Consider the following 26,522-nt stretch of genomic DNA (forward strand, 5'->3'; position numbering starts at 1 on the left):
GTTCGATTACTATCGAGATTAACGCCGTATAGTCAAGGAGTAAGTGGTAGTAAAGAAAACGACCCAGTATGAGAATTGTCTCCTTCGCATTTTCCTGATAGAAAAATTTCTACGTATTTACCTTTTCCAATAACGGCACTTCCAGGTAAAAATCTAATTGTTCCCGCATCATTGCCAGGTGCTGCATCCATAAATTTCTGATCCACTCTTACACTCATTCGACCACCGGTACAACCGGAGCCCTGATAGTATCGAATAACAAATTCATGTGGTTCATCAAGCGCCGCAATGATAGTGTGGCTATCTCCCTGAGGATGGCGAAACACTCCATTTTGTAGTTATCATGGTTTGTTGCGCTCTGTCGATTAATGCCCATGTGCCCACGGCGCGGAGGGTGTCTTTAGGCGATTGACTTAATGTTATTTTTTTTACCAGTTAGTAGTATTTCCCCTCCTTGGTGCAATGGGCCTGAAAATGGAATTCCATCGACAGTTATGTTAATTAGTGTCTGATTTACAGTTCCACCATCTCTGCGAATTATCATCATCTTATTTGTTTGAGATGTGGAGCTAGAAATTAGAGTTTCATATGCTTCAGGTGATGTCGACCAATTGCCTTCTATAGTGGCAATCTCCGCAGATAGCGCATATCCAGGTATAACGAATACCAGTGCACACACGAATTTTTTCCGAAAATTGATCACGAATTCATGCCTCTTAGCTTGATTTTTACCAGGCTATTGAGTGATGCAGCCTGAGGAGGTTTTACCCTGAGAAGCGTAGCGTCGAATTCCTCAACGCGTGGGCTTTTTCGCTTCAAATATAGACAGGCGTAGCTACTCCCGCGAGTAGTATTGTAGGTATGCAATAATCTCGGAGGTGAATGTTTCTTTCCGTTCTGAATCTGGGAAAACCAGAAACAGACACCTTAACAGACACCTTGTTGACGCGGGGAAGTCTGGAGGCCTTGAAAATAGTGGAGCGGGTGAAGGGAGTCGAACCCTCGTTATCAGCTTGGGAAGCTGATAAATGAAGCCGACAGCTTGGTGGTTCCAATCTTCGTATGACAGCAAGCCCGCTTCATGCCCATTTTCTAATATGACAAATTCTTGCGACCTGCCTCCATGAGCTCGTTTGGCTCGCTCGCAAAGAACCGGGCTTTTTCAGAGCGTCGATGGAATCGATCTTTAGTACTTTGCGCACATTTATTCCTGTGGCCATAACCTATGGTCAAGGGGCAGGCATGAGCCCGACCCAGTGAGCGAAGCGAACGGTTTGAACCGATTATTAGACACCAGACAGCGCGGACACGGCGTTACGGACTTCTTTGTTGTTGTTTAGGCATGCTCGTTCGATGAATGTATAAGCGTTTTTAATAAGTCTATTTGAGGGTAGGCTTTTGGCTAAACCCGAAATTTTTCCTTTAGATGTTTTTTGAAAATCATAGCCATAGTCATTTAGAAATGCCATGAGTATGAAGTGAAAGCTATTTAGCACTTGCCAGCGAAGGCAACTGTGGTCGACTGAAATACCTGAAAAATAAGTGATCAAATGTGTGAATTCTTTTTCTTCGACTTTTTTCTTGAACTCGGAGTAACTCAGCATTCTGTCATCGCTGCTCATTTCCCTGACCAACTCTCGGAATTCATCGCTAAAAAAATGATCAGTGGCTACTGACGGGTTGTAGCCTGTACCTGTAAAAATTTCGGTATCGCTAAATATTTGCGGGAAGAGTTTTAGATACTTTAGAAAGTCGAGGTCTTTCTTTGTGCTGACTGTGCTATCAAGATATACAAGCTCTAGGTCGATTTTGCGACAAAGAGAAAAAAACAATAAAAACCTATAACAAAATGACAATAGGTAGTATTTATCTGAAATATTTTCTCCATCTCTTTGAATGTGCCATGCTTGTGGTGCATTTTTAGAAAAAATTCCATAACCGATGATTAAGCGACTCAGCTGAGTTCAGCAGTGGTACCTTGTGCTTTGAAATTGCTTCTTTAACTTTTTTGCGCTGATCATATGTGTAATCGCTTTCGAGTTTGAATTTATGGAAATTACGTTCCCATATCGGCTTTGTTATGGCGCGCAAGAGAAGCGTGGCTATTGTAACGGCTGCCGCGATCAGTGCCGATTGAACTTTTGGATCAGTGAATTCCATTTTATGGCTCTAATGTCTAACGATTAAGCTAAGGGATCGGCTTCGCCGGTCCCAGCGATTGAAACGAGTGATTTGAGCGAATTGGTAGAAGCCTTCAACTTGTCACTAATGTTCAGAACGCTGTTGTCTAGCAGCAAGGCTCCGCGCAGGTGCAAAATGTGGCCGTTAACATGTGCTCTATGCGCGCTGTATTTTGAGATTGTAGAGTGTGGAATTGAATACGCCTCGATGATTTCATACGACTCATTAAAAATAACAGCTATAAGTTCATCAAAATCATTTTTTTCGAGGTTTCGTATGACGCCTAACTGCTTTGAATGGTTATTTTTGGTTATGCGACGTGATTTGATTTGAATCTTTTTCCCATCACTGGATTCGGCATCGTGGCCTGCGGCTGAATTATTTGCAAGGGTTAGGTTAAAGGCCGATGAGACCAACCATTCGGCGTAATCCCCAACAGGATTGTTTTTTGTTCTAAGTACGCCACGATTTTTAAGCTCTTCAATTGCGGTAGCGTGCAGCTTGAGCAACTCAGATATTGATAGGTCGGCTAGGTTCATATTGTTAAAGGTTTCTAATTATTATTAGACGACATTGATGCCGGATAACGTTCCATATTTATACGTAACTCCTTGGTCCGGCTGGAAGTCGAGCTAGAAGCGCGACATTGGCGATCAGGAAAAGAGTCATGACCTTTAGATACATTACGGATACATGGCAATCGTGTCCACCATCGGACTTTGGCCAATTTCTAACTGTTACCATCGTCTGCTATTGGCCGATTTCTGCCTGTCGCGACCGGCGGAAAACGACCCACAGCTGACGTTGGCGACAGGCAGAAACCGGCCAGCATGTGACCATTCAAAAGTCCGGGAACAGTCTTCCGACCTTGTTCAGCCCCACAAGACGAATGAACCCCCCGCGGGCTGATGGGCTCGGACAGGTAAGTACCGTCCCTCGGATTCATCGCGATTGTCTGCTCACCATTCCACCAAAGCAGATCTCCGTTGTCAGAAATGCTCCATAGCATGTAGCTGGACAGATCAAGGCTGTGCCAGCACTCGGATTTTATGAAGTCCCAGTCAGTGTTCTGCTTGCGCAGATTGAGGTTCGGGTTGTCTGAATCGTCCAGAATGGAAAAAAAACCATAGGGACGAGCCCCGAAATCCTGAAGCACCGCCTCCAGTTCAGCCTCTACCTCAGACATGTCCAAAATTTTTCCTTCTTAAACTCTCATTCTGATGCTGCAATATAGCTAATGAGGGTGCCCTTTAGTAATTCTCGTTGGTAACGGCTGATAGGCCCTCTATCATGTTGATCGCAGTCTTTCATGGCAGGCAGGAGTCGACCCAAAGCTGACATCTGATTTCCCTCGTTTATCGCTATGATGAGCCAAAGCTTCGCTACCGGAGTTAATGAGCTTTGGGCAACCTACTGCAAGTGACCATGGCCTGATAGCTCACATGGCATGAGGCCGGAACAGCAAGGTTTATGCTTTAGGTTGGCGACCAAAAAAATCAGCGCAATGCTTGGTTGATCGTCTCGAAAAGCTTCGAGAATCGCTGAATTACGTCTTTACTGATCTTCTTAGGCGGTACCGCCACATAAGCAGCAGCCACTGCAAAATGATTGTATCCAGGAGTTGGTCGAACGCTGACCTGACTGCTTATCAGCTGCTTCTCAATCCTTTGTACGATCCGATCTGCTTGCGGCAGATCCTCCAGTTTTAAGACTGTTCCAGCAAGAGCTTTGGAATAGACCTCGTTGAAATGTTCGAGATACGCTTTGGGGTCTAGGAGATCCTCGAGGTCGGTGGCAACAGCGACCGCTTCGTCCGCTCCTAGGTTTTTGAATTGTGAGAAATTAAAGACTTGTTTTTGATTTAGCAATTTTTGCTGCACCATGGCGTCGAGCTTCTGATCACTCTTGCCGCTGTAGTCATGCAGAACAGCAAATGCTAACCCATTACCTCCCAGGAGTGACACGAAGGTCGCTACGTTGCTCAAGCCCCCCACGGGGACGATCGTGATTTGGGGATCAAGTCCTACTCCTCCAGTCTCTTCGACGGCTCTAGACATCGCTTGGAGTACAGTGAGTTCCGAAATGCCCTCGACCAGCAAGTTTCGCTCGGCGATGAATAGGTTTTGAGCAATATTCCAACCTAGGGCGGCCTGCAGTGGGAAAATTGTCTTGGAATCCGACCCGGAAAGGTTAGAAGAAATCACTGTCCCTTGGCGTGGCTTGTCTTCCACTACCCTCACTTGGTACAGGCGATCTGAATTCACCATGAACGGTGAGTGAGTCGTGTAGATGACCTGGTGGGTCTCAGCAAGATCGTCGATGTAACGCAAAAAATCAGATTGAGCGAGGGCATGCAGAGCCAGGGCCGGTTCGTCCAGAAGCAGCACAAGATTGTTACTGGTTGTACTGCCGACCACGCTGAGTTGCTGCTGGACGCTGTCAAACCACACTAAAAAGCTAAAGAACCAGATGAAGCCTCGGCTGCGCTGATCGAATGGGGTGGTAACTCCACGATGTCTTTTGTTTTTGATCCGCAGGTAGAGGTTAGGCCCGTCGTTAAATGGGGCGGCATCTGACGCATCAGGCCGAATATCGATCTCGACTTCGAGGTCTTCGTTCTGCTTCCAGAATTCCAGAATCTGATCAGTTAGGTTGATCGATACCGATTCGATCTGTGCCTTCAGTTCTTCATAGGAGGTGCCATTCGAGAAGTCGTCCAGTTCAACTCCCGCCATGCGTAGTAGGGCGATCACTGCTTGATGCTTTGGCTCGATCTGCTTGTGGGCATTAGCCGGATCTTTGCTTGCGGCGGCTAAGCGATTCGCAAGATCTTTAAGATTGAGTTTTCCAGGCAGAAGGTCGTAGTCGCTGAAGTAAAGAAAGCTAGGAATCTGGGGTGATAGCAACTGCCAAGCTTCGTAGGTACATACTGACGACCAGTCCGCACGGGCACCGCTCACACGGGTTTCGAGCCCTTGGACGAATTCTGTGTCAGCCTCGTTCGTCAGGCTGATGCCTTTCAGGCCTAATAGTGCTTCTCTCAGCGAAGTGGCTTTGCTGAGGACAGCTACTGCACCTTCGCTCAGCCCTACGGTAATTGCCAAGTTTTTTAGTATTGGCGCTTCGGGAATGCTCAACCCAATTGTACTAGCATTTTTGTAGTTACGTGACACTGTGAAGCTGAATCCGGCCTTTATGTCACAACCGATTTTGGCGTTGATTTCAGATGCCTCAGCGTCGTCGATTACGTAGGTTAGAATGACGGCATCTTCAGGCGACTCCTCGTGGCGTCGCTTATATGTCAGCAGGTCTTTGCGTGGATAGTCTTCGGTGATGTCGAATTTCTCTTTGTCCAGCGCATCCTTGGCTTTATGCAAAGCTCTGAGAAAGACCGTCTTTCCGGCTTCATTCATCCCCACCAAGACAGTGACCTGGGGGTCGATCTCAGTTGTCTGCTGCTCATTGATTGAGCGGAAAGGGCCAACCTTTACAGATGTCAACAGCATGTCCGTTTGTCCTTGTTGATCGAACGCGAATGGGCACGAAGGTAAGCGAAAAGCCATCACGTCGTCTACGTAGACGTGGCTACTCTTAACGGCAGTCCGCTTTTGGCCGATTGCTGCCCCTCACGACAGACAGCAATCGGCCAGAAACGGACACGCGCGATGAGTTTAGGAGACCTGGGGCGATTCAATAGGCGTTTTTGCGTCATCCAGGTTTGCAGGTTGTGCGATTTGGGCAATGGGCTGTAGATGCCCGAGTGAGCGATCAGCGGGTATTGAGAACGGCCAAAGCTAGCTTGATGAACTCTTCGTTCCGGTCGATGGCGTCCAGCGCGCCGCGAACGTTGTCGGCGATTTCGATCCCGCCTTGCCGCTCAACCCAGTTCGTCAACTCCATGATGGCCGCTTCAAGGGCGAGTTGGTTTTCGTTGATTTTAGACAAAAGGGAAGGGAGTAGGTCTGAGTTCGGCATTGGTGTTCCTCCTCGGACTGAACAGCGTAGCAGTTGGGTCGCTTGGTGGTGGATTGTGTTCGGTCGGCAGGACGCCGGGGAGGGGTGAAAAGAGTTCCAAAACTAAAACTGCACCCCTTGTAGAATGCGGTCTGAAGCCCGGTAGATTTCCGCCAGTAATGGAACGCCAAGACGCTTCAACGCAGCAGCCCGCTGGAGTTTGCATAGCGGTCTTGAAAACCGGTTAAGGCCGGCGCCCAAAGGGCGGCTCCATGTTTTAGGTAAATCGTTCTGTACTGAGGGCTCGTTCCAGGGCAGTGGGGGGATCAAGGAGGCGCACAAAAGTAGTTCCGCAACTCAAAACGGCAAGCTTGGCCTGCCTGCGTTACAGCCACTTGAAAATAGCTGCGATGCGGAATTTTTATCGTTTTAAGTTGTTGATTTATAGATAAAATATTGTGGATTGCAAATCCGCCTACGCCGGTTCGATTCCGACCTCGGCCTCCACTCTTGAAAGCCCCGTAGATTAACGTCTACGGGGTTTTTTATTGCCTAAGATTTGACGATCACTTCCGCAATTTCTCGGATCGCTTGCGCAACCCTACCTTTTTTCGCGAAATTAAAGACGCCGTTATCGGTATGCCTCTCCTCGATTGGACGTGGGGTTGTGCTCGAGACTAAGGAGCCTGTGCGTCCACTAACGGTCAATAACGGAAATTTAGGGCAGGGGGCAATAAATCTGTCCTGTCCCGTCTGTTCCTTGGCTTTCCCTCAGCCCCGTTGCCTCAGATAGCGGGCCATCTAAACTCAGGCTTTCAACAGCGTATCCGTGATTATTCCGGAAAAGATCGTCTCCACCGGCCCGGTGAGAAAGACTGGTCCCACGCCATCCCATTGAACCGTTACAGTTCCGCCGTCACATTCAACCTCAACGCAATTGTCTAAAAATCCACGACGAATTCCATTAACCGCGGCGCCACAACAGCAGGAACCTGACCCCAGCGGAATGCTCCCTCCGCGCTCCCAAATACGCAACCGGATGTGCTCTCGGTCAATGATCTGGACGAAATGCACGTTCGTCCTTAGGGGAAACAAAGGGTTGGTTTCAATTACTGGTCCAATCGCCGCTATCTCAACGGCTGGCAGGTCATCCACAAAATAGGTGCAGTGCGGATTTCCCATGCTACAAGCCGTTGGGTCACCGGCAAGTGGCAACACCGAAGTATCCATTTCAAGAGCCAGAGGAATATCTGACCAACTGAAAAGCGGCTTTCCCATATTGACGGAAATGGCTCCGGTTGACGTACGTTCACAAGTCAGCAGGCCACGGTTGGTTCGCAGGGTTACCGAAGTGATATCGGATTCGCGCATCAATACATCCGCCGCCCCCCGCGTTGCGCTGCCGCAAGCGTCCAGCGATGAGCCATCTGCATTCCAGAAGATCAAGCGCGCATCTGCATCATCGCAATCGAGCATCACCGCGATTTGATTGAAGCCGATTCCTCGGTTGCGATCTCCCAATAGCCCAGCCAAATTGCTTGTGACTGGATTGGGGGACGTTCGCGAGTCCACGACAACGAAGTCATCGCCATTGGCGTGCATTTTATGAAAATCCAGCGGCATAAATAGACCTGGCGGCGAGACATGATCAATTAAGGTTTTAGAGCGATCTATCCCTATTTGCATGATTTTAGCAAGCTGTGTGGAAGCTCTTGAGCAGAATGTGTTGGGCAGACTGGACCATGGTTGTGTTTGATTCGCCACCGGCTGCTATTGGTCCTGCCCCTCACGGAGGAAAGCAAACGGCCCAGCGAATCCGCACTAACGCGACATCGAAATGCCTTTGCCATCAGGCCCGAATGAGTCGTCGCATAACTCAGGAGTAAGGCGACAACTAAGGCTTGGCGCGACGTGTAGGTCGGGCCCAAAGCAGACGGTGGGCAGTCTACTAATGCATCAGTAATGATGCGCCCAGCCTGTCGCGCTCTTACGCTGTATTGTCGCGCTTACAAAATCACCTTTTATGATGATCAACAGGTTATGTGTAGCGATGGAAAGTCATACAACATACACTCAGCAATTCCGCGACAGAACCGTCGCCTAATAAATATTCAGGAGCAATTATGAAACTTTTCGCGGCATTCACGATTTTGTTATTTGCATTAGTAGGATGCGCTACAACTGGGAGCCAATCGCCACAGCAAGCTGCGCAATCTGCAGCAATTTTATTTGAGCAGCAAAAATTCAATTTAGTTTGGGTTCCCGCAGCGAATAACGGCATTTCCGGAGCTATGGCATCCGCTCTTATCGGAAGTGCAGGTTTAGAATCTCCAATTGTTTCAAGCATCTACCAAGTAATTGCCCCTGCAAGCAAAGTTGATGTTCGTGTCGCCATCTCAGGAACCAATAGTTCTTTTGCAGCCAACTCAGCTATTGCCGCTTTAAGTAATACATCAAGCATGCTCCCTAAGTTGCAACTTGCATTTATCGGCTCGACATCAGATGCCGCGGCAGTTCGCTCGGCAGTTGAGGCTAAAGGCGGTAAGTTCTTACACGCCACACCAAATGGCTCCTAACTCGCGGTTTCTGTCTGTCATGATAGACGTCTGTCGGCCAATAGCTGCCGATCTTGAAAAGCTGTTTTCGACCCATAGCTGCCCTTGATGTATGCGTGTTGTCGCCATATGTTATTGGCATTCATGGAGGATTCTGACTGATGGCACGTGTGGGATTGATACTGGCACCCGGTTTTGCGGACTGGGAATACGCTTTCATTGCTGGAACTGCGTCTCCGTTTTACGGGATCGATGTCAGGTTTTTCGCTTCTGCTACGGGGCAGTTTCGCTCGCAGGGTGGATTGGCGGTAACGGTCGAGAGCAGTTTGCAACAATGTCTGGACTGGAAACCGGACGTTGTAGTCGTGATTGGAGGAATGGTCTGGGAAGGTGCAGAAGCACCTGATATTCGGGAGTTTCTTCATGCTAGTCGTGCAAGTGGAGCGACAATTGCCGGTATCTGTGGGGGAACGCTGGCACTTGCCAGGGCCAGTCTTCTCGACACCGTTCCTCATACATCGAACAGCGCCGACTTCCTGCAACAGAATGCCATGGGTTATGAGGGGGGCACGCTTTATCGAAGCAGCCCAATTGCTGTGGTTGCAGACCGCATCATAACTGCTCCAGGCCCTGCACCCGTTAGCTTCACCTGCGCAGTGTTCGAAGCCGCCGGGCTATCTTCCGAGACCACTTTTCAATTCAGAACAATGTTGGCAGCGGAACATCGGTGACTGCGTCGTCCTACAAAACAGCCGGTTAGGTGATGTGTTCGAGTGGCCGCTCATTGCCGGAAGCAGTCACCGTTCTAGTCGTCCGGACCAAGCTTCTCGACGCCATATGCGGCGATTTATCGCGTCGCGAAGAACTCAACCGCGCCGGCGGCAAGGCAGAGGGTTTTGTGCCGGGGCTGGAATCCACCAAGGCCATCAAGAGACAGGTCGGCGAGTCGTTGTATGTGGGTTAAGACGACGGGGCGAGCCATCGGGCTAGTGAGTTGCTGGGTAAGTCATTAGCTAGGGCAGGGCGCTTCGCGGTCGAGGAGCCTGGCGGTGAGGAGTACGCCCAGTTCGTTCAGTTGGTGGATGGCCAGGGCGATATCGCGGTGTTTGCCGTTGAGGTCGTCGGACAGGTCGAGCAGCAGGGTGCTGACGCTGGTAAAGGTTTCGTAGCTGTGGATGATGAGGGTTTCGTTGCTGGCGTTGATTGGTCAAGAGTGGGTTGTTATCAAGGTGTTGGTAGCTGGACAGTAGGTCCGGACGAGCCGGCAACGAAGGACCAGGTGTGCGAACTTTTGGTTCGCTCGGCTGGGATCTACGAACTGCAAGTTTACTTATCGGAAAAAGACCAATGCTAGGGAAAGTCAGCAAAAAATATCTCGTCTGGGGCGCGGTTGCACTCTGCGCGAGCCTTCTGTCCGGGTGCGCGACGTCGCGCTACGACGGCAAGCACGCGCCGGACCCGAGTAAGGCGGTCATCGTGGGTTCGATTGGTGAGAGCCATGTGATGATGCCGCCGCATGGGCTGGTGGTTGAGATCAAACAACAGGGAGCACCCGGCACCGCATTACGGCTGACGACGTTGGGTAATGAAGATGATCAGCCATCACCCCATGTGCTGGGCCATTACTTCATGTATGAAGTGCCGCCTGGTGAGTATGAGTACACGCAGTGGCATTACGTGCATTACGCGGGAAGATCGATGCCGCGCCCTGTGCCTGCGGTTTTCTCGGTGAGGGCCGGGGAAACCCTCTATATCGGCGATCTGCGCGCCGATGCACTGCGCTTTTGCCTGTCCAACGTGAACAATGCCGAGAACACTTTGCAGGAGCTGAAGCGCAAGTACCCGATGCTCAAAGACCGAAACATCGTGAATCTGACGGCAACGAGTGGTTTTGCGCCTTGGCCGAGTTCTGATGCCACTGACTTCGGTAAAGGGCTCTGCACGCTCTGAATCCGGTATCGGTGACAGTCATCGAACCCGACGCCCATTGATCCAAGTTCAAGGAGTTTCATGCTATGAAGCGCTGTACGCTACTTTGGGCCAGCCTGTTCGCGGGCCTGGCCTTACTGACCGGCTGTATCGGCGGTCCGGACCTGACAGGCCAACCGTTCTTCACGTCACCTGCAGAACCCCGTCCGGATGAGGCCACAGTGTACTTCTATCGCACGTCGGCCAGCATCGGTAATGGGGTCGCCCCGACTATTCTGGTCGATGGCCGCACCATCGGCACCTTGCCCTCAGGTAGTTTTTTCAAAGCCGGCATTCCCGCCGGCAAGCACAGCGTGGCCTCCACCTCGCCACCTTTCATCAGCGGTATGGTTAACAAGCGTTTCGATATCACCGTCGAGAATGGAAAGGTGTATTACATCGCAGACCAACTCAGCACTTCTGCCTACAAGGACGGACAGACCTTGGGCGAAGTCGACGACGGTCGTTTCGGTGGAACAATGTTTTACTCGCGCTACGCGCTTGTGCCTGCCGAGGAAGCGCTGCGTTCTATCAAGTGGTGCCAAGAGCTGCCGGCAACCGCACCGTAACCATGCGAAGCCCATGCTCCGGCCAGCCCCGTTCCAAGCCCACCGTGGCAGGATAGGTTGCTGAGGGGAAATCCGACCAGCCCTACGGGGCTGCGTTGGAGAGCGGTCTGGAGTACCGATTGCCAGCTATGGACACGCCGTCAGATGGAAATCAAGCGTCAGGTCAGGACGCTCTACCAATGCAGCTAGCCAAAGGAAAATATTCTCCGGCGCTCCGCCATAAGAGGGAAAGAGGACGTATCGGGGCGCCCTGTGTACCCGATATCAGTGGCTGAAACAGATTTATTTTTCTAACGGTTTTCGATATCAGGGCAGGGCTCATTGCCGACCAAGCAGCCTTGAGGGCGGCGCAGACGTATATCAGGGACGTCTGCCAGCGACCCTAGGAGGCCAGGGTTTCGCTTTGTGTTTTGGCGGCCAGCTCTTTTTGACGGTTCTTCTTATCCAATTGGTAGCCCAACCAGAGTGTGGCGATACCGAAAACAACCAGTAGTGCTATCTGATATATGGGCACTATTTCTCTCTGAAAAAATAGACACGCAGGATTTGGCTGCATCGTGCAGTATTTTTTCCGAAGCGCTCAGGTGCGTGACGAGTGAGCGGCGATGTGATGGTGGGCTGATCAGGGCTTAAAGAAAAGAAAGACCTGCGAGCAGGCCGTGGTGGCCTGCTGCAGTAACATTCAGGAGTAGCGAGAGCAATAGTGTTTTTGTTTTTGTAGATTATTAGATCGCTACTCTCTTATGTTGCTTTATTATTTTTAAGATGCGCTTCGGCAGCTCTCGCAGCGCCATCCCTTATAACTTTCGGATTTCTCAAGCGCTGTAACCAAATCACGACCGCCTATGCTGTTTTGGCAGTTGTTATGCTTTTCATTTGGTTCTTTTATCCCCTCGCATTGTTTTTTCAGGAAGGGGCTTACCACCGCCTGCTGCCTTGACGAAAGCGCTCTAAAGCCCTTGTCTACCGCTAGCTGGGCGAAGCTTTGTACGCTTGGTTTTTCACCTTGAAATGCGTTCTGCGCGATAAGGGCCGAGAAAATCTCTCGCTCGATAGTCATTCTTTAATCCTTTATTCAATCAACAAGTTTGCTCATGTTTTTTATTATTCTGAGCGATGCGAAAGCATACGTTACCATTAGGTGTAGTTTTATTGAACTGGGTTTCCATCCAGCTATAAACGGCAAGGCTTCGCATTTTTGCTCAGTAAATGTTGGTTTCTTGGTGTTTAGAATATTTCAATAGGTCTTTGTTGCAATTTGTTTCTTGTTCGGGAGAGTGAAGAAGTTTTGCTTTGCACTTTAATAAGGCCGTGCGCCGTGGGAAGCTCCTGTTTTTCGCACTAAATTTAAGAGTGACGATACTTCTTATGCGCTTCTATAAAGTTTCGCGATTCCCTATTTCGGGCTGTCGACAAAATTTTCGCGGCAGGTACTGTGTGCGAAGCGAGCCAAACTGCCTTGACTAACTAACAGGGGGGGGCGAAGTTCTCTAGTCTCCACAGAAGAGGCGGTGCGTTTTTGGCTAGAGGCTGAGTCTCTGGTCGAGTCGGTTCGGGAGTGCCAACACAAAGCCCTAAGCGACGAGGGCGCTACTCATCATTGAGTCGGATGGATCCGCTCAGGACCTTGATTGCGCACATTGTCAACAGCTGTGCTCACCCCATACCACTCGAAGACCTCTGAGGGCTCGCCCAGGTTCAGCGCCAATTGTTCCGCCTGCTCCTTTGTTGTGGCTGGGTCCAACCATTCCTGGGCCAGGTCCTGAGCCAGCACCACCGGCTGCCGATCGTGCACATCGACCATGCCGCCTGCACTGTCGGCCACCTCAAAGATTGAGGGGCTAGAACATTGCCGACGAGACCTCGCTGCATATGCAACGCAGCAAGCGCTCCAGTGCGCAGTCGGTGTCCGGCGTTCCCGAGGCCGGTGACGCGTTAAGCACGATAGTAACCATGATCGAGCGGATCAACGGCATGAACCACCAAATCGCCACTGCCGCCGAGCAGCAGAGCACCGTTACCGAGCAGATCAGCCGGTGCATTTTGTATGCCTGTGGTTGCGCAAACCGTCGTAGTTACGGTGCTACGTCAGCGCCGGACAGCCGGGTGATCAGTGCCACAGTAAGGTAAAGCCTCGGAGCAATGCTCGACAGCTCGATGTATTCGTCATCGGCGTGCAATCCGGCACCGACGACACCCATCGTCTCCAGCACAGCCGGTTTCGCGCTCCCAGGCATGTATGCGTAGCCCGCATCGGTGCCAAAGCGCATGGCGATAGGCTCAATGTTGCGGCCTATTTTTCTGTAAAGAGCTTGTGCGACTTTCGCCAGTTCTTCGGAGCCCGGATTCTTGGCCAGCGGTGGGCGACCCTTTTCCAGGCGCAATGTCACTTCAGTGCCATCGATGAGTTTTTTTGCAGCGATGCGTTGGGCGTCGGCGAGTACGCGGTCAGTTTCACTCAGATCGGCGTAACGCATATCAGCCTCGGCCGAGGCGCTGGAAGGAATGATGTTGCGTTTCTCGCCGCTTTTTACCAACGTCCAGTTGACCGTGGTGCCTTTGGCCGGATCGCCGAGGTCCTTGAGTTGCAACATCTGGTGCGCGAGTTCCATGGCCGCGTTGCGCCCGGCTTCAGGTGCAGAACCTGCATGCGAAGACTTGCCCTTCACGTCGAGAAACACGCCGTTTATGCCGTTGGTAGCGACGGTTACCGCGTCTGTGTCCGGTGGCTCGTACGAGAACACGTAGTCCTGCTGACGAGCGAGCTCGGCGATGATTTTTTTCGAACCAGCAGAGCCGGTTTCTTCATCGGGATTGAATAGCACTGTCAGGGTACCGAAATCATTGAACTTCTGATCCTGCAGCAGCTGCAATGAATGCAGAATCATCGCCACGCCACCTTTGGCGTCAGCAACACCGGGGCCATAGGCGCGCTCGCCGTCGAGCTTGAACGGGCGTTTCGCCGCTGTACCTGGCCCGAACACCGTGTCGTAGTGGACCATCAGCAGAAAGTTCTTGCTGCCAGTGCCTTTGAAAGTGCCCACGATGTTGTCGCCAGCGGAGGGGGTCGCAGGTGTTGTGGTGACTTCAGCACCCAACCCCTTGAGTCGCTCAACCAGCATCGCGCTAACGGTTTTCAGGCCGAGCGCCTGGCCGGTTCCGGTATCAATGTCCACCAGCTCTTTGACGGTGGCAAGATAGGATTTTTGTTCGGCCTCGGCTTTTTTCAGTAATTGGGGGGCCAAATCGGTAGCGAATGCGCTACAGGATAAGAATGAAAACGAGAGGGCGGCGGCGATGGATGAACGTCGCATAAGCATGCTGGCTCCTTCAGATCATTGCGAATTGAAGCGCCATCTTTACCCCATAAATTTCGTCAACGCCATCTATCGCTGCGGGCGTTCACGCAGACAAACAGCTTATGCGCCAGTTGCGAGCGTGTGTTCCGGCCAGGCTTAGCAAGGGCGCCCATCGTAGTACTGAGCAACCGTGATGGCTGTGTCATTGCCCGTGAGATGCCACTTGTGCCAGCGGTCGGGTTGGGTCACGCAGTCGTAGACGACTAAAGGATCCGCTCCAAACGGAGAGAATGCTCAGCAGCGTGCATGAAACACCTCCTGTGTGGCGAGAGCTTGCACTGAGACCTGCCAGGAGAGTCACACTCCCGTGTTTTGCACGGGAGTGTTTCACTCATTTATCAGCGCACCTTGAAACGGTTCATCAACGTAATCACCCGGCCATTGGCATCCAAGAGGCTTTGCGTATTGGTTTGAGTGGCATGGCCACTTTCCACCAGCTCTTCGACCATATGTCGGATCTGCACCATGCTGCGGTTGATCTCCTCGGTCACTGCACTTTGCTGCTCGGCGGCGGTGGCGATCTGGGTGCTGAGGTTGTTGATATGGCTGACCGAGCCGGCCATTTCGTCCAAGCCCGTGTTGACGCGTGCCGTGGCATCCGCCGCCGACTGGCAACTGGCCTGGGTGTTTTCCATTGCCGTCACCGACGAACTCACGCCAGTGGTCAGGCGCGCCAACATCTCGTTGATCTGCGAGGTGCTGGCTTGGGTGCGTGCGGCCAACGCCCGGACTTCGTCGGCGACCACCGCAAACCCTCGGCCTTGCTCGCCAGCGCGCGCCGCTTCAATAGCCGCGTTGAGTGCCAACAGGTTGGTCTGGCCGGCAATCGCGCCGATCACGCCGAGGGTTTCGGTGATACGCGCGGCGTCCTGGCGCATATTTTCCACGGTGTGGGTGGCGCTGGCCACTTCGCCGATCAGAGCGCTGACGCTGGTCGAGGCTTCGCCCACCACCACGCGGGAGCGGTCGGCGTGTTCGTTGGCGCGCTGGGTGAACGAGGCGGTTTCAGCAGCGTTTTGCGCGACGGTGTCGGCGGTGGAGCTCATTTCGGTGATGGCCGTGACCGTCTGATCGGTTTCCGAGGCGTGGCGCACCAGAATCCGGTTGGTCTGCGCCGAGGTCTGCTGCAATTGCTCAAGTCCCGAGGCCATGGCGCCCGTGGCCTGGGTTACTTCGCCGATCATGTTCTGCAGGTAGATGATAAAGCGGTTCACCGAGTGGCCGATGGCGCCCATTTCATCCTCGGCACGGATGGTGATGCGCTTGGTCAGGTCGGCATCGCCGGCAGACAACGCGTCGATATTGGTGCGCAGTGACTTCATGCGTTGCACCAGCTTGCGAATCGCATAGAACGCCAGCAGCACCAGCAGCAATACCATCGGGATTTGCAGCAGCGCCAGGCTGCCGAGCACATCGTCACGCTGGGCGGTGATCAGCGAGGTGGGTAGGGCGGTGGCGAGGAACCAAGGGGTGCCCTCGATTGGGCGCATGTAAAAAGTGCTGGACACGCCCTGGTTGTCGAATTCACCGCGCTGCAGCGCCTGGTCGCGATGGGCAAGGGCCTTGCTGACCTGGGCGGCAAACGCCGAGGTGCCGGTCAGTTCGCTGATGTTCTTGAGCACTACCGGGCTGTTGATGCGCGTACTGTTGCTGATGATCTTGCCGTCGCCTTCGACAATCAGCATCTGGCCGCCGATGTCTTTTTCCTTGCTGGCCACCAGCTCATTGAAAAAGCCCAGGGTCACGTCGATGGTGGCAACGCCGTAGGCCGCGCCGTCTCGCTGGATCGCCATGGCGCAGTTGGTGCGCGGCTCCTGGCTGGCGTCGTCCTTGTAGGCGGCGGCCCAGGCGCATTGGCCACGCGGCGAGGCGAGGCCGCCTTTGTACCAGCTCTGGTCGTAATAATTGGGTGCGGCGTCGCTGTTCCAGAACGTATTCACCGCCAGCTTGCCCGAGGCATCGCGGTGCCAGAACGTGCTGTGCTTGTTGCGCCCCGGCGTGCGCTGGTTGGGCAGCGGCCAGATACCGCCGCCGAAGACTTTCAGCTCGCCATACTGATCCACCAGACCGGGCAGCACCTTGTCGATGGCGTCACTGTCGAGCAGCGGGATGGTTTGGGTGATGGTGCGTTGCTGGGCCTGAACCTTGTTGAGTTCGCCCTGGATCTGCACAGCCACCTCGGCGATGCGGTTGAGCACCACCTGTTCTTCAGTGTGTTTTAACGTGGGGGCGACCAACTGGCCGATGCCCACGACGGTGAGTACCGATAACACCAGGACGAACAGCACCAGGAACAGGGTATAGCGGGTTTGGATGGAGCGCAGTGTGGGCATGGAGGTCGTCCTTACGAAGCATTTATTATCGACGCGGCTTTATTAGAGCTTCGTCGGGTTATCGGCTTGGTAAGGAAGAGCTTTAGGTACGATGGTACAAAGTTAAGCGGCTTGACGGTGACCTTGCGCGCTTGAGCGGCGAGGTCTCCCATTGGGTACGGAAAAGGACCGAAAAGGCGAAAAGGGGACGGATCTATTTTCGACCGAAAAGGGGACGGATCTATTTTCAAATAAATCCGTCCCCTTTTTACTGCTTACTTAACCTTCTTCGGGTGTCCATTTTTCCTGACCTCGGCCCTTGCCGCCAAACCAACGCCAGGATGATGGCGCGTTGTGACTCATCGGTGGTCCCGAGGAGCGCAACAATGTTGAAACCATCTCTACTGGTAACCACGCCCGTGCAAAAGTTGATCTTCATTTTTCTTTACGTTTACGATAATGAATCGATCTATAATTGCGAATTTGTATAAAGGACTGTCATTTTTTACAGGTGTGCGTTTGGAGTTGAGCAGTGATAATCATAAAGGTGGATATAACTGGAGAAAGTAAAATGGCTAAGATTGCGACTGTGATTAAGTCTGCGCACGAATATCATAAGTGGAGTGAAAATCTAGTCACTCACCGATTAGAAACTGCGAGGCGCATTCTTCGCGTGGGCGAATCGGAAGATATTTTGAATTATAAAATTCTCGTGGAGGATATCTATAACTCGCACCAGCAGTTAGCTGTTTATAACGGTGTGTGCAATTTTAGAGCTGATTTTTTTTACTATACATTTGAGTGTGAGCCAGGTGGGGGTGTTGTTTGAAAGATATAATTCAACTGGAAAAACCCTCTATCAGCCGCCGAACCTGCCGCCGAATGGTGACGCTTACGAAGTCCCTGCTCCTGAAATAAAAAGTGCGGGTTGGAGTCGCCCTGTAGGTGATGTCTTTAAAGATATACCCTTGGGGACTTATATTCATCTTCAGTATCCATTACCCAGTTCTGCTAGGATAGAGGAAGGAACCCTTGTGACTTTCAGTGATGAAAGCGTCACGCTAAGATCAAAGACTTATGGAAAGGAAAATGTATTTTATTTTGGAAATTTAGATGCAGTCATTTTTCCACGAGCATGGCAGTAAAAATGACTGGATCAACAAGATCTTCGTGATTCATCAGTTGAGTGTTGAGTTAGTGCTCTTTTGGAGCGGTTTATCCGTTCAGCATTCGCAGACTGGAAAATGGTGAAGTAATAGCAAGTCGCCGAGTCGTGGTAATGGGTTTGTTACGACTCGGCGATCTATCAGCTAAAAATTTAAAAAGGTCAGCTCCTTGTACGCGAGCTTCTCGCGCCATCAGTTTATCCACCAATAAAACCCCCAACTCACTTAACTGGTGAATCGACAACACCACATCTCGCCGATTCATCGAGCAGGCGCTCGACAGTAGGGCCGCGATCGTCGACTTACCAGAGGGCAATGTCATAGGTGAGGTAGAGGCGGTTGCTGTCGCGCCCGCGGGAGAAGTCAGAGCGGTAGACATAGTTGCGCATGCGCACACCCAGCCCCTTGAACGTGCCGGCCTGCACCACGTAGGCCAGTTCGGTATCGCGCTCCCACTCGTTGACCGTACTGGTGGACTTGCCGTCATTGCCGCTCAGGTAGCGCGCAGTGAAGGTCAGGCCGGGCACGCCGATGGCGGCAAAGTTGAAGCCGTAGTTGAGCATCCAGGTCTTTTCGTCTTCCTCGATGAACTTGCCAATGCCGGCGTTGCTGAACGAGTACACGGTGGCGCCGCTGATGTAGGGCAAGCCGGCATCACCGCGCAGGGTCTGGTAGCCGCCGCCGACGGTGTGTCCAGCGATCGCGTAGGACAGTTGGCCGCTGAGCATGTCGTTATCGATTTTGCCTGCGTAGGCAGAGCCGCTATCTACGCTGTTGAAGTAACGCAGGTCGCCGGTCAGCACGCCACCGGCCAGCGGCAGGTCGTGCTGGATGCCGGCGAAGTTTTGCCGGTAAAAGTTCTCCAGTTCCCCGTAGTAATAACTCAAGCGGGTGTTTTTTCCCCATTTGTACTCGGCCCCGGCATAGTTGAAGTCCCCGGATTTTTCCCCGCTGTAGCCGTCAGGTACGATCGGCACACTGTTGGTGGAATCGCGCAATTTGAAACGGTCCAGGTGCCCGCCGGTGACGGTCAGGTTTTCGATGTCGTTGCTGCTGATCTGAGTGCCCTGGTAGGTCTGGGGCAACAGGCGTGCGTCGTTGTAAATCAGCACCGGTGTTTTGGGCAGCAGGGTGCCGTACTTGACGGTGGTTTTGGCGAACCTCGCTTTTGCGGTGGCGCCAGCGCTGGCAAATTCGCCGGCTGCGCGGCCGTCGTCATGCACCGGCATCAGCCCGGTGCCGCTGCGACCGCGCCCTGAGTCGAGTTTGACGCCATAGAGCCCCAGGGCATCCACGCCGAAGCCGAGGGTGCCTGCGGTAAACCCGGACTGATAGTCGAGCAGGAAACCCTGGGCCCACTCGGTGCGCTCGCTTTTTGCCGTTCTCGCGGCGCGTGCGCTCATGCCGTGTTCGTCGCGAAAGTTCTCGTTGAAATACACATTGCGCAGTTGCAGCTTGAGTTTGCTGTCATCAATAAAGCCTTCGGCATTGGCACCGGCGATGGGTAGCAGGCCGAACGCGCAAAAAAGGGCCCGGCGGGTATACATAGGGTTCATGGCAGACGTCTCGTTGTTGTTATTTGGCGTGCAGGGCAGCACGCGCCCCGTGAGCGAGGCGCGTTGGAACGCAGCAGGAAGATGAATCAGTTAAACAGGCTGATAGCCCCGGTCAGCAAGGCCAGCGCGGTAACGACCAGGGAGGTCAGCACCGCCCATTTGACGGTGGCTTTCTGGAAGTCGCCGATGTCGCGGTCGACCATGCCCACCAGCAACAAGGTCGAGGCCACCAACGGACTCATCAGGTGTACGGGTTGCCCGAGGATCGAGGCCCGTGCGATTTCTATCGGATCGATGCCGTAAGCCGCGGCGGCATTGGCCAGGATCGGCACCACACCGAAGTAGTAGGCGTCATTGGACAGCACGAAGGTCAGCGGCATGCTGGTGACTGCCACCACCAGTGGGAACAGGTGGCCCCAAGACGGCGGGATCCAGTCGACAAGGGTCTGTGCCAGGGCGTCGACCATTTTGGTGCCGGAAAAAATCCCGGCAAAAATCCCTGCGGCGAATACCAGCAGCACGACCGTCATGGCGTTGCCCGAGTGCGCGAGGATGCGTTCTTTCTGAATGTCCAATTGCGGATAGTTGATCATCAGCGCCAGCACAAAGCCGATCAGGAACAGGATTGCCGAGTGCATCAGGCCCATCACCAAGGCGATCAATACCGCAATCACCAGTACCAGGTTGACGTAGGCCAGCTTCGGACGTTTGTGCGGAGTGTCTTCAAGAATCGCGTTGATGTAGCAATCTCCACCACCGCTTTGCAGTTGCACGTTGCCAATCCGCTTGCGCTCGGCACGCCCCAGTATGAAGGCGGTGAAGACCACCCACAGGGCGCCGCCGATCATGGTCGGCAGCAACGGCACAAAGTATTCGCCGGCATCCAGGCCCAGTGCGGCGATGGCCCGGGTTGCGGGGCCGCCCCAAGGGGTCATGCCGCTCATGATGCTCAACGACAGCATGGAGATGGTCGCCAGGATCATCGGGTTCATGCCGATGCGTTTATACAACGGCAGCATCGCCGCGCAGGTAATCATGTAGGTGGTGGTGCCGTCGCCGTCAAGTGCGACCAGCAATGACAGCAGGGCGGTGCCGACCGCGATTTTCATCGGGTCGCCATTGACCCGCTTGAGGATCTTGCGGATCAGCGGGTCGAACAACCCCGCGTCGATCATCAGGCCAAAGAACAGGATGGCAAACAGCAGCAAGGCGGCAGACGGTGCGACCATTTTCAGGCCGTCGAGCATCATTTTGCCGGTGGTGCCGCCGAAGCCGCCAATAACCGCGAAGACGATAGGCACCACGGTGAGTGCGACGATTGGCGACAAGCGCTTGGTCATGATGAGGAAGGTGAATACGACCACCATGGCCAAGCCAAGGAAAGCGAGCATAGGACGATTCTCTTGTTGTTATCGTAAGAATGGCTGACGCCGAGGCGCACGAGCCCTGACCCGCCGGGCGGCACAATGGCGCCTGGCGGGGAAGGGATTCAGTCAAGTCAGGGGTAGGTGTTTGTGGTTTGCGTTAGACGCGGTTGGCGACCTTCTGGTCTTCCCAGGCGTTTGCCTGCGCCGCGTTGGGTTTTGCGTCGAGCATTCGCGTCAGTGTTTCGCGGTGGCAGGCATTTTCAGACATCGAAATCACCACCGTCGCGACCGCGTTGCTGGCCAGGCTGGTCAGGGCACGCGCTTCAGACATGAAGCGGTCAACGCCGATCAGCAGCGCCAGGCCGGCCAACGGGATGTCGTGAATGACCGTCAGGGTCGAGGCCAGTGCCACGAACCCGCTGCCAGTCACGCCGGCCGCGCCTTTGGAGGACAGCAGCATGATCGCCAGCATGGTGATGATTTGCGTCAGGCTCAGGTCAATGTTGCAGGCCTGGGCAATGAAAATCGCCGCCAATGACAGGTAGATGGCCGTGCCGTCCAGGTTGAACGAGTAGCCGGTGGGCAAGACCAGGCCCACGACGCCTTTTTTGCAGCCCAGCGCTTCGAGTTTTTCCAGCATGCGCGGCATGACCGGTTCCGTGGAGGAGGTGCCGAGCACCACCAGGAACTCTTCGCGAAAGTAGCGCAGCAGTTTCCACAGGCTGAAACCGTTGGCGCGGCAAATGCTGCCCAAGACGACGAACACGAAGAAGCCGCAGGCGATGTACAAGGTCATGATCAGTTTCGCCAGCGAGCCCAGCGAGGTGATGCCGTACTGGCCGACGGTGAACGCCAGGGCCCCGAAAGCGCCGATCGGTGCAAAACGCATCAGGTACGCGAAGATCTTGAACACCATGTGCGAGGCGGATTCGAGTACATCGAGCACGGGCTTGCCACGTTCGCCCAGGGATGACAAGGCGAAGCCGGACAACACCGCGATAAACAGGACCGGCAGCACTTCCCCTTTACTGAAGGCACCGATAAAGGTGTCCGGGATGATGTGCATGAAAAACTCCACAACCCCAAGCTTCGCCGCCGACTCGGTGTACTGGGCCAGGCCTTTGGTGCTCAGTTGGCTGGGATCGATGTTCATGCCGGCACCCGGCTGGAACACGTACACCGCCACCAGGCCAATCACCAGGCTGATCACCGTGAGGCCGAAAAACAGCAGCATGGTTTTGCTGAGCAGGCGGCCGAGCGAGCGTTTGTCGCTCATCCCGGCGATGCCGGTGACGATGGTGCAGAACACCACGGGAGCAATCATCATCTTGATGAGCTTGATGAACGCATCGCCCAGCGGCTTGAGTGCAACGGCCTGCTGGGCCCAGAAGTGCCCGACCACGATGCCCAGCACCACGGCGCATAGAATCTGGAAGTAGAGCGATTTTACAACTTTCATGGCATCACCCATTTTTAGTATTGTGCGGATGCAAAAATGCCAACGACCGCCGGAATTATCCGGCGAGGCGCTGAGAGTCCGTGGCATAGACGTAGCCGGAAAAAAGCCTGCGCGCGGTGCGAACGACCGAGGCCTGAATTGTCTCACCGTTGACGCCGGTGTAGGACAATACGACATCAATTCCTCCGCTTGGGTGCTCGATACGCACCGCTTCAAGGCGCGGCGTACTGATCCCGCCGAGCATCTGCGCGACGATGCTGCCTTCAACTACGCACGCCGTGGCCAAACCAATCGAGCCGGTAATGGCCAGCGCGCGGTGGCAGTTATGTGGCATGAAATAGCGAACCTGGATCGTACCGCCGGCTTTGGCAGGTGAGACCAGTACCGGCTTTGGGATCACTTTGTCGCTGACATCACCCAGGCCCATGGCCCGGCCGGCCTGAAGTCGCAACGACTCAAGGCGTCGCAGGAAGTCTTTGTCGGCGTCCAGTTCGGCCGGGCTTTCATCGCCACGCTTGCCCAGTTGGCTGGCCTCGATCAGCACCATGGGCATTGCCATATCGATGCAGGTCACCGCAATACCGTCGATCACGTCTTGTGTATTGCCGGTCGGGAAGAGTTTGCCGGTCTTGCTGCCGGCCGCATCGAGGAACGTCAGTTGCACCGGCGCTGCCGTACCCGGCACGCCATCGATGGCGGTGTCGCCCTCGTAACTGACCTTGGCATCCGGTGTGTACACGTCGGCGTTGATAAAGGTCCCTGTGTTGACGTTGCGAATGCGCACACGGGTGCGGTCCGGCGTGCCTTTGACCAGGCCCTGTTCGATGGCGAACGGGCCGACGGCGCACAGCATGTTGCCGCAGTTGGGCGCGCTGTCGACCCGACGTTGCGAAACCATCACTTGCACGAACAGGTAGTCAACGTCGGCGTCCGGGTGCAGCGATGGGCTGACAATCGCAACCTTACTGGTTTGCGGGCTGCCACCGCCGATTCCGTCGATCTCCAGCTCGTGGCCGGAGCCCATCAGGTTGAGCAGCAGTTCGTCACGGGCCTCAATGGCTGTCGGCAAATCCCAATCGAGAAAGACTGGGCCTTTGGAGGTGCCACCGCGCATCAGCACACAGGGAATTCTTTGCATGGTACTGACTCTTGTTGATCAATCGACGTAATTGATGTTCTTGGAGCAAGAGTCTCAAGCTTTAAAAGATCTATCAAATGCAAAGATTGAAGAGATTATTGCGTTTTGCGAATGATAAATTTACGCTGAGTTTTCTTCTGGTGCCTTCTGCTGATGAGACAAGAAATGGACTATGAGCTGAACGATATTCGATCTTTCGTTAAAATCGCCGAACTAGGCAGCTTTCACGAAGCGGCTGATGCCTTGCACCTGTCCCAACCTGCACTCAGTCGCCGGATAAAAAAACTGGAAGAGGGGTTGGGCACTTCTTTGCTTGACCGCACCACACGCAAGGTCAGCCTCACGAGCGTCGGGCGTGATTTTCTTCCCAAGGCACGTCGGCTGCTGGATGACTTCGATGAGTCGATTCTCAATATCCGTGAACTGGCCGAACGCCAGATTGGCCGGGTAACCCTGGCATGTATCCCCACTGCCGCCTTCTATTTCTTGCCTTCAGTCATTCGCCTGTATAACGAGCGCTACCCAAAAATCCGCATCCGCCTCCTGGATTTGAGTGCCAATGAGGGGCTTGAAGCGGTACTGCGGGGGGAAGCCGACTTTGGGATCAACATGATGAGTGGGCAGCATCCGGACATCGAGTTCGTGCCATTGGTCAGCGAACCTTTTGTATTGGCATGCCGGCGTGATCATGAATTGGCTGGACGCAGTTCGGTCACCTGGTCTGAGTTGAGCGATTACCGTCTTATCGGGGTAGGGCGCCTGAGCGGCAACCGTATGTTGCTCGATCACGCCTTGTCGGGCTTGAGTTGGCGGCCGCAATGGTTCTACGAAGTCCAGCATCTCTCCACTTCGCTGGGCCTGGTGGAGGCTGGTTTGGGGGTTTCGGCGATGCCGAGCCTGGCCATGCCGGCTGAAGATCATCCAACCTTGGTCAGCGTCCCTTTGATTGAGCCGGTTGTGAACCGCTCTTTGGGCTTGGTCTACCGCCGCGGCTCATCGCTTTCTCCAGCGGCGGAAAAATTCGTCTCGATACTGCTGGAGCAATGGCCGCAGTGAGCCAGGGCTTATCGAGCACAAAGGGACAGATTTATTTATCTAAAAAGGCGCCCGCTCTGCGAGCGTAAATCGGCCCCTCATGTTGTCCGTTTTTGTATTTTTTGATGGTGATCAGGCGCGCCGCGCCATCAATAACATTGAGGCCGCAGCGGACAACAAACCGGCACAGCAACGATTAAAAATCTTCTTGCCGCGAGGCTGCGTAAACCAGCGGCGCATGTGCAATCCTATGTACGCGTAGATGCCAATCGCAATCCACTCCAGTGCCAGGAACAGCAAGCCAAGCAGTGTGAATTGGGAGCCGACATCTACCGTGGGGTCAACGAATTGAGGCAAGAACGCGGTAAAGATCAGAATGGCTTTGGGGTTGCCAGCCGCGACCAGGAATTCCTGTCTTGCTAACCCCAACAACCCCGCCTGAGCATTGTCTGATTCGGCTTCTACTTGTGGTGCGGCGTTCCACAGTTGATACGCCAGGTAAAAGAGGTATGCCGCGCCAACTATTTTGATCCCGTAGAAGACAAGTTCTGAGGTTTGCAACACGACGGCCAAGCCCGCCGAGGCAAGTGCGATCATGATCGTGAATGCCAGCAAACGACCTACGCCTGCCATGCAGGCTGTGCGATATCCGTAGCGTGTTGCATTGCTGATGGACAGCAGATTATTGGGCCCTGGCGCCATGTTCAGCGCAAAGCATGCGGGCAGGAATAACGCTAGTGTTGCCAAGTCCATATGCATCTCCAGAGTTGCTTTGCATCAATCCTATATTTGAAGCGCTGTAGATGCTATCGCCCGCTAATCGGACCTTATTACCTTGGGCTTGTGTGGATAGCATGGGTGAATGGATAGCGGTAATCACCATCACGTTACTGGCATATGAGTCCAGGGCCGGGTTTTTGGTGCCTTGCTGGTGAGCTTCGGGATGCTGCTGACACTCGCTTGAATGGGAATTTACACAGGAAGGGAGTCGGTATTGGAGGTCAACGGCAGCCATGTTTTCAACTCGGCATGCTCGCCTCATGCCAGGTAGCATGAGGTGTGGCAGTTATTTACCAATACGGCCATCGGCCTCTATAGCGTCTGGCTGATGTGGGGGAGAAGTAACCTCAAGCTGGCAAGTTTGCTTACGCTGTTTGTCACCGGTGGTTTTTTACTGGCCTATTGGCTGCGGGATGGTTATGGCGGGTCGATGGTTCTTTCTGATGGGTCAGAAAAATTGATCATAGGGATCAATATGGGGTTGTTTGCCTACATCCTGGCGCTGGTGCTGGCGGGGGTTGGCATCATGATCGACCAGCGAAAGCGCAGGGCCTAGCCTGGGGATCTCGCCTTCAGTAGACGAGAGGTCATAGGCCCGTGATGGTGTAAATAGTCCTATATATCGCCACGATGCACGATATGCACTTTGTTGCCGTCCGGGTCGCGCAGATAGGCGCCGTAGTAACCGTCGCCATAATGTGGGCGCGGGCCGGGCTCACCGTCGTCGATTCCGCCAGCCAGCACACCAGCGGCATAGGCCACATCGACGGCCTCTGGCGAGGGTGCAGAGAACGCCAGCATGCTGCCATTACCCACTGTGGCGTCCTGGCGGTCGTAGGGGGTGTAGACATAGAAACGCGGCAACGGCCTACCCGGGGTGATCCAACAGGCAGAAGACGGCCCGCCATCCGGGGTCACATGGCGCCGGCACAGACCCAGTGGGAAGAGTATGGCGTCGTAGAACTGGGCGGCTTTGTCCAGATCGTTGGTTCCGACGGTGACGTGGCTGAACATACCTACTCCTTGTGGGCTGTTGTGCAACAGCCGGGTTTTCAGATGACCGTACCCTAGCAGAGTAGGCGGTTACGCATCGCATCTTCGGTAGTAATCCCATTTACCCAAG

Annotated in this window: 28 protein-coding genes, 1 tRNA gene and 2 pseudogenes; 10 read left to right on the top strand and 21 right to left on the bottom strand. The window is 53.8% G+C overall.

The annotated features are described in order from the left end of the window. Window positions 1–32 precede the first annotated feature (32 nt). From JTY93_RS11190 to dapF, 9 genes are all read right to left on the bottom strand, one after another. On the bottom strand, window positions 33–206 hold the full coding sequence (locus tag JTY93_RS11190) for a hypothetical protein (RefSeq protein ID WP_205519010.1): 174 nt from the start codon (window positions 204–206) through the stop codon (window positions 33–35). Window positions 207–976: 770 nt separating this feature from the next. Continuing rightward, a tRNA-Ser gene (locus tag JTY93_RS11195) sits at window positions 977–1,078 on the bottom strand. Between the two features lie 208 nt (window positions 1,079–1,286). Next, window positions 1,287–1,832, bottom strand: coding sequence for a hypothetical protein (locus tag JTY93_RS11200; protein WP_205519011.1), 546 nt, complete (start codon window positions 1,830–1,832; stop codon window positions 1,287–1,289). An 88-nt stretch (window positions 1,833–1,920) separates the two neighbouring features. Further along, the gene (locus tag JTY93_RS11205) at window positions 1,921–2,160 is read right to left on the bottom strand and encodes a hypothetical protein (protein WP_205519012.1); all 240 of its coding nucleotides are present in this window, start codon (window positions 2,158–2,160) and stop codon (window positions 1,921–1,923) included. A gap of 23 nt (window positions 2,161–2,183) precedes the next feature. Then, on the bottom strand, window positions 2,184–2,720 hold the full coding sequence (locus JTY93_RS11210) for a DUF6998 domain-containing protein (protein ID WP_205480223.1): 537 nt from the start codon (window positions 2,718–2,720) through the stop codon (window positions 2,184–2,186). A 191-nt stretch (window positions 2,721–2,911) separates the two neighbouring features. Further along, window positions 2,912–3,367 carry a hypothetical protein gene (locus JTY93_RS11215; protein ID WP_205519013.1) on the bottom strand — a complete coding sequence of 152 codons (456 nt, stop codon included), beginning with the start codon at window positions 3,365–3,367 and terminating at the stop codon, window positions 2,912–2,914. Window positions 3,368–3,677: 310 nt separating this feature from the next. Continuing rightward, entirely contained in the window at window positions 3,678–5,687 is a 2,010-nt protein-coding gene (locus tag JTY93_RS11220; RefSeq protein WP_205480227.1) for an AAA family ATPase, read from the bottom strand. A 262-nt stretch (window positions 5,688–5,949) separates the two neighbouring features. Beyond that, window positions 5,950–6,156, bottom strand: coding sequence for a hypothetical protein (locus JTY93_RS11225; RefSeq protein WP_205480228.1), 207 nt, complete (start codon window positions 6,154–6,156; stop codon window positions 5,950–5,952). 786 nt (window positions 6,157–6,942) lie between these two features. Beyond that, window positions 6,943–7,758 carry a diaminopimelate epimerase gene (dapF, locus tag JTY93_RS11230; RefSeq protein WP_205480230.1) on the bottom strand — a complete coding sequence of 272 codons (816 nt, stop codon included), beginning with the start codon at window positions 7,756–7,758 and terminating at the stop codon, window positions 6,943–6,945. 500 nt (window positions 7,759–8,258) lie between these two features. On the opposite strand from dapF, the gene JTY93_RS11235 reads away from it, so the two are divergent. From JTY93_RS11235 to JTY93_RS11245, 3 genes are all read left to right on the top strand, one after another. Beyond that, the gene (locus JTY93_RS11235) at window positions 8,259–8,711 is read left to right on the top strand and encodes a hypothetical protein (protein ID WP_205480229.1); all 453 of its coding nucleotides are present in this window, start codon (window positions 8,259–8,261) and stop codon (window positions 8,709–8,711) included. A gap of 140 nt (window positions 8,712–8,851) precedes the next feature. Further along, window positions 8,852–9,421 (top strand): DJ-1/PfpI family protein, encoded by a 570-nt coding sequence (locus JTY93_RS11240; protein ID WP_205519014.1) that lies wholly within the window; start codon window positions 8,852–8,854, stop codon window positions 9,419–9,421. A 32-nt stretch (window positions 9,422–9,453) separates the two neighbouring features. Then, window positions 9,454–9,654 carry a hypothetical protein gene (locus JTY93_RS11245; RefSeq protein ID WP_205477707.1) on the top strand — a complete coding sequence of 67 codons (201 nt, stop codon included), beginning with the start codon at window positions 9,454–9,456 and terminating at the stop codon, window positions 9,652–9,654. A 45-nt stretch (window positions 9,655–9,699) separates the two neighbouring features. Here JTY93_RS11245 and JTY93_RS29005 read toward each other — a convergent pair whose 3' ends face one another. Beyond that, the gene (locus JTY93_RS29005; RefSeq protein WP_240357301.1) at window positions 9,700–9,894 is read right to left on the bottom strand and encodes a DUF6124 family protein; all 195 of its coding nucleotides are present in this window, start codon (window positions 9,892–9,894) and stop codon (window positions 9,700–9,702) included. 143 nt (window positions 9,895–10,037) lie between these two features. On the opposite strand from JTY93_RS29005, the gene JTY93_RS11255 reads away from it, so the two are divergent. Together JTY93_RS11255 and JTY93_RS11260 are read left to right on the top strand one after the other, a co-directional pair. After that, window positions 10,038–10,640 carry a hypothetical protein gene (locus JTY93_RS11255; RefSeq protein ID WP_205477705.1) on the top strand — a complete coding sequence of 201 codons (603 nt, stop codon included), beginning with the start codon at window positions 10,038–10,040 and terminating at the stop codon, window positions 10,638–10,640. A 65-nt stretch (window positions 10,641–10,705) separates the two neighbouring features. Then, window positions 10,706–11,227 carry a DUF2846 domain-containing protein gene (locus JTY93_RS11260; protein ID WP_205477704.1) on the top strand — a complete coding sequence of 174 codons (522 nt, stop codon included), beginning with the start codon at window positions 10,706–10,708 and terminating at the stop codon, window positions 11,225–11,227. A gap of 760 nt (window positions 11,228–11,987) precedes the next feature. On the opposite strand, the gene JTY93_RS11265 is transcribed toward JTY93_RS11260, so the two are convergent. From JTY93_RS11265 to JTY93_RS11275, 3 genes and pseudogenes are all read right to left on the bottom strand, one after another. Next, entirely contained in the window at window positions 11,988–12,287 is a 300-nt protein-coding gene (locus JTY93_RS11265; protein ID WP_205477703.1) for a hypothetical protein, read from the bottom strand. Window positions 12,288–12,824: 537 nt separating this feature from the next. Beyond that, a pseudogene (locus JTY93_RS11270) lies at window positions 12,825–13,049 on the bottom strand (SOS response-associated peptidase family protein); the annotation flags it as partial. A gap of 253 nt (window positions 13,050–13,302) precedes the next feature. Next, window positions 13,303–14,547 (bottom strand): M20/M25/M40 family metallo-hydrolase, encoded by a 1,245-nt coding sequence (locus JTY93_RS11275; protein ID WP_205477702.1) that lies wholly within the window; start codon window positions 14,545–14,547, stop codon window positions 13,303–13,305. Between the two features lie 72 nt (window positions 14,548–14,619). Here JTY93_RS11275 and JTY93_RS29915 point away from each other — a divergent pair. Continuing rightward, window positions 14,620–14,772 (top strand): annotated as a pseudogene (locus tag JTY93_RS29915) (DNA polymerase V subunit UmuC); the annotation flags it as partial. A 152-nt stretch (window positions 14,773–14,924) separates the two neighbouring features. Here the strand turns inward: JTY93_RS29915 and JTY93_RS30265 are convergent. Then, entirely contained in the window at window positions 14,925–16,919 is a 1,995-nt protein-coding gene (locus JTY93_RS30265; protein ID WP_205477701.1) for a methyl-accepting chemotaxis protein, read from the bottom strand. A 550-nt stretch (window positions 16,920–17,469) separates the two neighbouring features. Between JTY93_RS30265 and JTY93_RS11285 the strand changes: the two genes are divergently transcribed. After that, a complete protein-coding gene (locus JTY93_RS11285; RefSeq protein ID WP_205519015.1) occupies window positions 17,470–17,727 on the top strand; it encodes a hypothetical protein in 258 nt (85 codons plus the stop codon). Further along, window positions 17,720–18,043, top strand: coding sequence for a hypothetical protein (locus JTY93_RS11290; protein ID WP_205519016.1), 324 nt, complete (start codon window positions 17,720–17,722; stop codon window positions 18,041–18,043). Before JTY93_RS11285 ends, JTY93_RS11290 begins: the two co-directional genes overlap by 8 nt. A 70-nt stretch (window positions 18,044–18,113) precedes the next feature. Here JTY93_RS11290 and JTY93_RS29930 read toward each other — a convergent pair whose 3' ends face one another. The 5 genes from JTY93_RS29930 to JTY93_RS11310 all read right to left on the bottom strand — a co-directional run bounded on the left by JTY93_RS29930 (window position 18,114) and on the right by JTY93_RS11310 (window position 23,584). Continuing rightward, a complete protein-coding gene (locus JTY93_RS29930; protein WP_375373785.1) occupies window positions 18,114–18,443 on the bottom strand; it encodes a DUF6124 family protein in 330 nt (109 codons plus the stop codon). Continuing rightward, a complete protein-coding gene (locus JTY93_RS11295; protein ID WP_375373156.1) occupies window positions 18,367–19,611 on the bottom strand; it encodes an OprD family porin in 1,245 nt (414 codons plus the stop codon). Before JTY93_RS11295 ends, JTY93_RS29930 begins: the two co-directional genes overlap by 77 nt. A gap of 95 nt (window positions 19,612–19,706) precedes the next feature. Beyond that, window positions 19,707–21,011 carry a CitMHS family transporter gene (locus tag JTY93_RS11300; protein ID WP_205477698.1) on the bottom strand — a complete coding sequence of 435 codons (1,305 nt, stop codon included), beginning with the start codon at window positions 21,009–21,011 and terminating at the stop codon, window positions 19,707–19,709. A gap of 133 nt (window positions 21,012–21,144) precedes the next feature. Further along, the gene (locus JTY93_RS11305; protein WP_205477697.1) at window positions 21,145–22,458 is read right to left on the bottom strand and encodes a dicarboxylate/amino acid:cation symporter; all 1,314 of its coding nucleotides are present in this window, start codon (window positions 22,456–22,458) and stop codon (window positions 21,145–21,147) included. 43 nt (window positions 22,459–22,501) lie between these two features. Then, entirely contained in the window at window positions 22,502–23,584 is a 1,083-nt protein-coding gene (locus JTY93_RS11310; RefSeq protein WP_169999339.1) for a 4-oxalomesaconate tautomerase, read from the bottom strand. Between the two features lie 165 nt (window positions 23,585–23,749). Between JTY93_RS11310 and JTY93_RS11315 the strand changes: the two genes are divergently transcribed. After that, window positions 23,750–24,640: a LysR family transcriptional regulator gene (locus tag JTY93_RS11315; protein WP_029294881.1), complete on the top strand. Its 891-nt coding sequence runs from the start codon at window positions 23,750–23,752 to the stop codon at window positions 24,638–24,640. Between the two features lie 111 nt (window positions 24,641–24,751). On the opposite strand, the gene JTY93_RS11320 is transcribed toward JTY93_RS11315, so the two are convergent. After that, the gene (locus JTY93_RS11320; RefSeq protein ID WP_205477696.1) at window positions 24,752–25,372 is read right to left on the bottom strand and encodes a LysE family translocator; all 621 of its coding nucleotides are present in this window, start codon (window positions 25,370–25,372) and stop codon (window positions 24,752–24,754) included. A gap of 304 nt (window positions 25,373–25,676) precedes the next feature. Between JTY93_RS11320 and JTY93_RS11325 the strand changes: the two genes are divergently transcribed. Next, on the top strand, window positions 25,677–25,955 hold the full coding sequence (locus tag JTY93_RS11325; RefSeq protein ID WP_240357285.1) for a hypothetical protein: 279 nt from the start codon (window positions 25,677–25,679) through the stop codon (window positions 25,953–25,955). A 59-nt stretch (window positions 25,956–26,014) separates the two neighbouring features. On the opposite strand, the gene JTY93_RS11330 is transcribed toward JTY93_RS11325, so the two are convergent. Continuing rightward, entirely contained in the window at window positions 26,015–26,413 is a 399-nt protein-coding gene (locus JTY93_RS11330) for a VOC family protein (RefSeq protein ID WP_205477695.1), read from the bottom strand. Between the last annotated feature and the right edge of the window lie 109 nt (window positions 26,414–26,522).

The organism is Pseudomonas hygromyciniae (assembly GCF_016925675.1).
In the GTDB taxonomy this organism is placed as follows: Bacteria; Pseudomonadota; Gammaproteobacteria; order Pseudomonadales; family Pseudomonadaceae; genus Aquipseudomonas; species Aquipseudomonas hygromyciniae.

What these genes read in the sequence shown, in the direction of transcription:
- JTY93_RS11300 (WP_205477698.1), bottom strand. Translation starts at nt 21,011, where the DNA reads ATGCTCGCTTTCCTTGGCTTGGCCATGGTGGTCGTATTCACCTTCCTC.
- JTY93_RS11265 (WP_205477703.1), bottom strand. Translation starts at nt 12,287, where the DNA reads ATGACTATCGAGCGAGAGATTTTCTCGGCCCTTATCGCGCAGAACGCA.
- JTY93_RS11210 (WP_205480223.1), bottom strand. Translation starts at nt 2,720, where the DNA reads ATGAACCTAGCCGACCTATCAATATCTGAGTTGCTCAAGCTGCACGCT.
- JTY93_RS11285 (WP_205519015.1), top strand. Translation starts at nt 17,470, where the DNA reads ATGGCTAAGATTGCGACTGTGATTAAGTCTGCGCACGAATATCATAAG.
- JTY93_RS11205 (WP_205519012.1), bottom strand. Translation starts at nt 2,160, where the DNA reads ATGGAATTCACTGATCCAAAAGTTCAATCGGCACTGATCGCGGCAGCC.
- JTY93_RS11220 (WP_205480227.1), bottom strand. Translation starts at nt 5,687, where the DNA reads ATGCTGTTGACATCTGTAAAGGTTGGCCCTTTCCGCTCAATCAATGAG.
- JTY93_RS11260 (WP_205477704.1), top strand. Translation starts at nt 10,706, where the DNA reads ATGAAGCGCTGTACGCTACTTTGGGCCAGCCTGTTCGCGGGCCTGGCC.
- JTY93_RS11235 (WP_205480229.1), top strand. Translation starts at nt 8,259, where the DNA reads ATGAAACTTTTCGCGGCATTCACGATTTTGTTATTTGCATTAGTAGGA.
- JTY93_RS11315 (WP_029294881.1), top strand. Translation starts at nt 23,750, where the DNA reads ATGGACTATGAGCTGAACGATATTCGATCTTTCGTTAAAATCGCCGAA.
- JTY93_RS11330 (WP_205477695.1), bottom strand. Translation starts at nt 26,413, where the DNA reads ATGTTCAGCCACGTCACCGTCGGAACCAACGATCTGGACAAAGCCGCC.
- dapF (WP_205480230.1), bottom strand. Translation starts at nt 7,758, where the DNA reads ATGCCGCTGGATTTTCATAAAATGCACGCCAATGGCGATGACTTCGTT.
- JTY93_RS11245 (WP_205477707.1), top strand. Translation starts at nt 9,454, where the DNA reads ATGTGTTCGAGTGGCCGCTCATTGCCGGAAGCAGTCACCGTTCTAGTC.
- JTY93_RS11305 (WP_205477697.1), bottom strand. Translation starts at nt 22,458, where the DNA reads ATGGGTGATGCCATGAAAGTTGTAAAATCGCTCTACTTCCAGATTCTA.
- JTY93_RS11295 (WP_375373156.1), bottom strand. Translation starts at nt 19,611, where the DNA reads ATGTATACCCGCCGGGCCCTTTTTTGCGCGTTCGGCCTGCTACCCATC.
- JTY93_RS11255 (WP_205477705.1), top strand. Translation starts at nt 10,038, where the DNA reads ATGCTAGGGAAAGTCAGCAAAAAATATCTCGTCTGGGGCGCGGTTGCA.
- JTY93_RS11240 (WP_205519014.1), top strand. Translation starts at nt 8,852, where the DNA reads ATGGCACGTGTGGGATTGATACTGGCACCCGGTTTTGCGGACTGGGAA.
- JTY93_RS11225 (WP_205480228.1), bottom strand. Translation starts at nt 6,156, where the DNA reads ATGCCGAACTCAGACCTACTCCCTTCCCTTTTGTCTAAAATCAACGAA.
- JTY93_RS11320 (WP_205477696.1), bottom strand. Translation starts at nt 25,372, where the DNA reads ATGGACTTGGCAACACTAGCGTTATTCCTGCCCGCATGCTTTGCGCTG.
- JTY93_RS11275 (WP_205477702.1), bottom strand. Translation starts at nt 14,547, where the DNA reads ATGCTTATGCGACGTTCATCCATCGCCGCCGCCCTCTCGTTTTCATTC.
- JTY93_RS30265 (WP_205477701.1), bottom strand. Translation starts at nt 16,919, where the DNA reads ATGCCCACACTGCGCTCCATCCAAACCCGCTATACCCTGTTCCTGGTG.
- JTY93_RS29930 (WP_375373785.1), bottom strand. Translation starts at nt 18,443, where the DNA reads ATGTCTACCGCTCTGACTTCTCCCGCGGGCGCGACAGCAACCGCCTCT.
- JTY93_RS11215 (WP_205519013.1), bottom strand. Translation starts at nt 3,367, where the DNA reads ATGTCTGAGGTAGAGGCTGAACTGGAGGCGGTGCTTCAGGATTTCGGG.
- JTY93_RS11310 (WP_169999339.1), bottom strand. Translation starts at nt 23,584, where the DNA reads ATGCAAAGAATTCCCTGTGTGCTGATGCGCGGTGGCACCTCCAAAGGC.